At 56.2% G+C, this 6415-nt stretch carries 4 protein-coding genes; all 4 read right to left on the minus strand.

Going from position 1 to position 6415, the window contains the following annotated elements:
• The coding region (locus tag D5S03_RS04780; RefSeq protein ID WP_287042821.1) for an acyl-CoA dehydratase activase at positions 1 to 3464 on the minus strand (3464 nt) is incomplete at its 3' end.
• A 521-nt stretch (positions 3465 to 3985) separates the two neighbouring features.
• Positions 3986 to 4468, minus strand: a complete 483-nt coding sequence (locus D5S03_RS04785) for a flavodoxin family protein (RefSeq protein WP_287042822.1) — start codon at positions 4466 to 4468, stop codon at positions 3986 to 3988.
• Positions 4469 to 4485: 17 nt separating this feature from the next.
• On the minus strand, positions 4486 to 5217 hold the full coding sequence (locus D5S03_RS04790) for a TraR/DksA C4-type zinc finger protein (RefSeq protein ID WP_287042823.1): 732 nt from the start codon (positions 5215 to 5217) through the stop codon (positions 4486 to 4488).
• 124 nt (positions 5218 to 5341) lie between these two features.
• On the minus strand, positions 5342 to 6415 hold a 1074-nt coding region (mgtE, locus tag D5S03_RS04795; RefSeq protein ID WP_287042824.1), incomplete at its 5' end, for a magnesium transporter.

Below are 6415 nucleotides of genomic sequence, written 5' to 3' on the forward strand. Positions count from 1 at the left end.
CCCAGTCTGCGCAGCATGCCTCCGAACATGAAGGCAAAATAGGCATGCATGGCCGCGTTCAGGGACACATCTGCAAAAGTGATGCTGCCTGTATAAACCCCTGCCCTGTGCATGTCCCGGCCGAATGAGCTTATCATCTGCTTCAGCCTGTAGGGATAGAGGCGGATATTGCAGGCGATCTCGGCATGGGCCATCCACAGTACTGTCTGGGACGGGTCCAGGTCCTTACTTTGGACATACTCCACAAACTCCTGGGCTATGGCGTTTATGGGGATGCATTGCCCGCTGTTCAGGCGCATGCTGCGCTTTATCACCTCTTCACCCTCGGGCAGAAGGTGCGCGTCAATACCTTCCCGCCTGAGATTGGCCACCAGGAGCCTGCAGGTAATGGGGTCCCAGTTGGGGAAAAGCACGGTCCTGCCGGACATGCCGTCTGCTTTGACCGGGTTTATCTTTGCTGGGTCAGGAATACGGGACTGCTGACGCCGGGCGTGGTTTTTAAAGGAGCGCACCGCAGCCTCGATCCTGGTCTCATAACCCACGCTGGAGCCGTGCTCGTCCATCTCCAGGATGAGATAAGGCTTGTCCGCCCCTTCCATGAGCTCCTGAAAAACATCCCGGATAAAGGAATCCGAGGAGCAGTTAAAAGAGGTCATGAGCACCGGGTAAAGCCCCTGCATGCTGCACACCTTTTCCGTGGCCTTGATGATGTCCGAGGCGTAGTTCCAGTGCAGCTCTTCCAGAAAGGGCCTGGAGTCGAAGTCTTCCTTGTCCCCTGGTTTCAGCATATCCTGGAAAAAGGCCTTTATGCCCATCCTGGAGAACATCTGCGGGATCTTCTTGTTCAGCTCCGGGTCCAGCACGGTGTAAGGGCGGCCCAACAGCATGACACTTATGTCCCGGGCCTGAAAATAATGCTCATTGAAAGTCCCGCGCCATTTCTGCCGGGCCTTTGCCCTGGCGGACCTGGCATTTTCAAAGGCCCTGACCACCTCCAGAAAGCCCTTGTCCGGGTTCATGCTGCTTACTGCCTGAAAAAGCTCCATGCGCTGGAAAAGCTTTGAATACAGGTACTCGAGCACTGGAGAAATCAGCTTGTCCCGGACATTATTTCCCACGGAGGCGACCAGGGTCGGGGCATACTGGGAATAATAGCAGAGCTGGCGTCTGCTCTCCCCATCCTTGTCCCGGTGCTCCAGGTAGTAGGGCAGGAAAATATAGTCGGTCTGCCCGGCCAGAGCCTCAGCCTGGCCGTGCAGGGCGGTCATGGGGGCGCAGAATTCCGCCCCGGTAAGGGCCTTGCCCCGCTTCAGGGCCTCCTGAACCGCTTTGTCCCCGGTGATGGTGGCCATGCCCAGGCGGTTGAAGAAGTCCACCCACATTGACAGGTCTTCTCTCATGTACACCGCTGTGGGGATGCCCACGGTGACTGCGCCGGGGTCCTCTACCCGGTTTCCGGCGGGAAATGTAGCGCGATGGGTGCGGACAAGGTCCAGGCCGGCCAGGTTGTTGTCCACGTAATGTCTGGTATCGTAGTCCCTGCCGCATAAAAACCCGAAGGCCACCGGCCCGGCCGGCATGTCAGCCACGGTTATCTTGCAGTGATTGGTGCAGTACCCGCACACCTCGGAGCGTACAGGTATCTCCTGCCTGTACAGCTCCAGGCCCTGGAAACCACTCTGCCGGATACCCTCGTCCACAAGATGCAGGGCCACTCCCAGGGCTCCGGTCAGGTGGCAGAAGGCCGAGACATGAATGGGGCGGTCCAGGCGCTGTTCAAAGGCGGCCACCAGGGCCCGGTTTTTGGCCGTGGCCCCCTGAAAGCAGATCACTTCCCCTATGAGGCTTTCCACGGCCACCTTGTTCAGGTAGTTCTCCCGCACAGCATGCAGGGCAGCGGTAAGGACCTCGTTTACGGTGTAGCCCCGGCCAAGGTAATAATTGATATCGCGCTCCATGAACACAGTGCAGCGATCGCTGGCAATGGGAGAGCTGACCTCCCTGGTCCTGTCGGAGTATTCCTGCAGGGGGATCCCCAGCTTTTCCGCCTGCTCCTCGATGAAGCTGCCTGTTCCGGCGGCGCACACCGTATTCATTATGGAGAAGGTCACTTCCCCGTTTTTCAGGGTAGTGAACTTGGAATCCTGGCCCCCGATCTCGATTATGGTATCCACCTCCGGGTGCAGCTCCAGGGCGGCCCTGGCATGGGCGGTTATCTCGTCCAGGACCAGGTCCGCCCCGGCCAGGGCGCCCACAAATTTGCGTCCCGACCCTGTGGTGCCCATGGCCTGGATCTGCAGATGCACGCCCTTTTGCCGGGCCACGTGCTCCATGGCCTCGAAAAGGACCTGCATGGCCTGTACCGGCCTGCCCGCGGTCCTGGTGTAGAAACCGGCCAGGACCTTTTTATCCCGGCTCATCCACACCGCCTTGGTACTGGTGGAACCTATGTCCAGTCCCAGGTAGACTTGGTATGTGCGGTCCTTCTCCAGGGCCTGATATATATCCACTTCCACCATATCCCCGTCCGGGGTCTGTTCCGGGTGAAATTCAAAGGACTCCCTGGAGTCAAAGTCTGGATACTGGGACTGGACCAGTTCTAAGGGAGGATGGCCGTAATGTTTTGACTCTTCTCCGGTGCAGATTATCGACCCGGCATCCAGAAGCTCATTTCCGGGTACCCTGCGCTCAAGCATCTGCACTGCTGCCCCCAGGGCCCCGTACAGGTGGGCCATGTCGTCCACCACCGGGCGGCTGCCCAGCATGGCAGCCATGTGCTCCACCACGGCCTGGTTTCTGGCCACTCCCCCGCAGAAAATCACAGGGGAGGCTGGTTTTTCATGCTTGAATACCGTGTTGGCGATATTGGCGGCCAGACCACGGCAGAGACCGTCACAAATGGCCGCCAGGCTGTAGCCCTCCTGCTGGGCGTGGATAAGGTCCGTCTTGGCGAACACCGCGCACCTGGAGGCGATGCGCGGCGGTTCCTGCCGGCTTGATGCAGCTGTGGCGGCCAGCTCTTCTATGCCGGAAAGCTTCAGACGCCCGGCCTGCTGATCCAGAAAACTGCCCGTACCGGCAGCACAGGAGGTGTTGGTCTTAAGCCCCTTGTACCGCCCGTTTTCAAAAAAGAGCATGGCGAATTTTTCCCCGCCCACATGCAGAATGCTTCCCACCCGGCCGTGCAGATGTCTGGCGGCCTCAATCACCGCCACACGGTCGTCGCAGCGATGATCTGCCCGGATAAACCCGGGAGTCTGGTCCGTGACCGCCACAGCAGCCGGCTCGCGGGTATGCAGGCCGTCCAGCATCCCCTGCACTGTTGCTGCGATGTTGCCGTGATGAAATCGGTACGAGGTCTCCACCACGTTTCCGCCCCGGTCCAGGACTACCATGCCCGCGGAAACCGAGCCAATATCCAGGCCCAGCACATGCGGGCCTTGCTTTTGATTATCTTTAGACATCCTGGTCTCTTTTTGTACAGTTAAAATCTTTGACGCAGATCCCCGGCAACTTCATTACATGCAATGCCAACCTGCAAAACACAATACTATAGCAAGGCTTGATTTTGGTCCAGAGGCGGGCAGGATGTTTATGGCAGTCAGGATCAATTCCCGGCAGGTTGTTCAGGCTGGATTAAATCTGGAAAATGTTTCTGCAAAAAGTCCTTCCAGTCACGTGCTCCGCCCGTGATTGGAAGGAAAGATGTAACCATTCAGTGGGTGCCAGTAATCACCACCAAGAGTAAACTGGAATAGTCTTCAGGCTTACCCTTCAACCGTGAGCGGCAAAGCCGCCCGTGGGCAACGAAGTTGCCAGCGCCAAAAAATCTTTTCTGGCACGGGAAGCCTGCAGGCTTCACACAGGTGCTCCGCACACACGGTTTTAAAGAATAAAGAACGCCAGAAAGACGTTGCTCGGCTGCCAGATAGGCAGACTTGCTTGGTTCCACCCCCTTTAAATGACTACGGAAAGTTTAAACCGTCTACACTCCAAGCTTCAGGGCGATTTCTGCCACCCGGGCGCCCAGCTTGGCTCCGTTTTCTTTGGTCTGGTCGTCGGGTTCACCCACACAGGCCGTGCCGTAATGCCCGGTTGCACTCATGGGATCGCCCACAATAACCATGCCATAGATCATCAGGGCCTGGATAATGGAAAACATGGTGGTCTCCTTGCCGCCAGTGGGATCACCCGAAGTGGCGAAAGCCGCACCAACCTTGCCTTCCATTTTTTTTCTCAGGCTTATGAACTCATCTATAACCCTTTTCAGGTCTGCAGCCATTACCCCGAAATACACAGGAGAACCGGCAATGACTCCGCTGCATTTGAGAAAGTCGTCTTTGGTCACCTCTGCAGTGCTTTTGATTATTGCCTGAGCTCCGTCCACAGACTCCACGCCCCGGGCCACAGCCTCGGCCAGCTTTCTCGTATTTCCCGACTTGGAATAGTAAAGGACCAGTATCTGCATATGCCAACCTCCTGTTATTATTCATCCCGGTTGAAAAAAAGCTCCTCTTCCATCTGATCCGGGCGGTAAAGAAGTTCCTCGCCGGTATGCCATCCAAGTCCAGTCAGGGACTCGATATGCAGATTATCCCTGATATTTTCCAGGGGCAGAATATCCTGCAACACGCCCATCAGGAGGTTGTGCTGCAGTTCATTGGGTATGCTCCCGTTCAGATAGACAATGCCCTCAATGCTGGATATCTCCAGATTATGGGTCTCTATATGCGCATCTGCATGTATCCTTTCGTGCACAAGTTCCAGGATTTCCTCATCGCTCATCTCTTCAAACTCTTCAGCAGAGACTGATTCCCAGGAACCTGTCCCGGGCAGGGGACTTTCCTCCCACTCCTGAGTATCAGGACCTGTCTTTTCTTCCGCCTTGTTTACACACACGCGGCAATACCTGGCCCATGGCACGGCCTGCAGTCTTGCCTCAGAAATCTCCTGACCGCAGGACTCGCAAATACCGTAATTGCCTATAATCATTCTGTCCAGGGCATGGTCGATTTGGTTGAGCTCACTGCGGGCCTGGCTGTCCAGGGCATTGATACTTCTGTACATATTGTCCATCTGGGCCCTGGAAGCCATTTCTTTTTCAGCGTAATTTCCTTCCTGCCACTGGTCTTTAAGGCCTTTGCTTTTTTCAAGTATCTCCATACGCCTGGTAAAGAGCTTGTTATACAATTCAGCCCTGGAATGTTTTGACAGCATCGCTTCCTCCTTGTTTTAGAATCAGCTTATGCCTGCCGACGACACTGCATAACATCTTTCACCAGAGTTAAAGTTAAACAGATGCACCAAAAACGTCAACAAATCCATAATCGCATATAACTGGCTACATCAGGTGTCCCAGGAAGATGCTGACAAAGGTGAAGTAAATGAACAGCCCGGATATATCCTTTATAGTGGTAATAAACGGGTCAGAGCCTGCGGCCTGATCCATGCCCAGCCTGACCAGGATAAACGGGATGAGAAAACCCAGGGCTGTGGCCAGGGTCATGGTCAGGGCCAGGGAGATGCCTACTGCCAGGCCGAAACTGGCCTCGCCCTGCCAGACAGACGCTATAATCCCGGCAACCAGGCCCATCATTGCGCCCATGCTCAGTCCTATGCCCGCTTCCCGGGTCAGGTGGTAGCCGAACCTCTTGACGCTAATATGTCCCAGGACAAAGGCCCGGGTAAATATGGTCGAGGACTGGGTGCCGGCATTGCCGCCCATGTCCATGATTACAGGTATAAATATGGCCACTGCGGCAATGGCTTCCAGGGTGGCTTCGTAAGCATCTATGACCGCACCGGCCAGCATGCCCCCTATGAGGGTAATGACCAGGAAAGGCAGACGCACTTTCCACACGTCCCACACCGGGCCTTCTATGAGGCGCTGGCTGCGCCCGGTTTCCTGTCTGGTCAGGGTGCCAAGCCCGGCCTTGCTCATGATGTCTTCCGTGGTTTCCTCCTCCAGGATGTCCATGGCATCGTCTACAGTGATAATCCCCACCAGGCGCTCTTCCCGGTCCACCACCGGCACAGCCAGGAGATCGCGTTCCTTAAGCAGAACAGCCGCCTCTTCCTGGTCTGTCTCGGTGTGCACCTTGATCACCTTTTCATTCATGATGTCCCTGATCCTGGAGGCCTTGTCCGCGGTCACCAGGTCCCCCAGGGAGAGCACCCCCAAAAGCCTGCGTTTGGCATCAGTCACGTAGAGCACATATATGGTCTCTGCGCTCTTGCGCTTACTTCTGATCCTTTCCAGGGCCTCTTCCGCGCTCATGTCAGCCTTGAGACTCACGTATTCCGGGGTCATTATCCGTCCGGCGGTTTCTGCCGGGTAGTTGAGCAGATCTGCTGTTTTCTTGCGCTCATCCGCAGGAATGGAGTTAAGCAGCTGCTTGGCCACCTTGGCCGGAAC

Source organism: Desulfonatronospira sp. MSAO_Bac3 (genome assembly GCF_003838035.1).
Lineage (GTDB): Bacteria > Desulfobacterota > Desulfovibrionia > Desulfovibrionales > Desulfonatronovibrionaceae > Desulfonatronospira > Desulfonatronospira thiodismutans.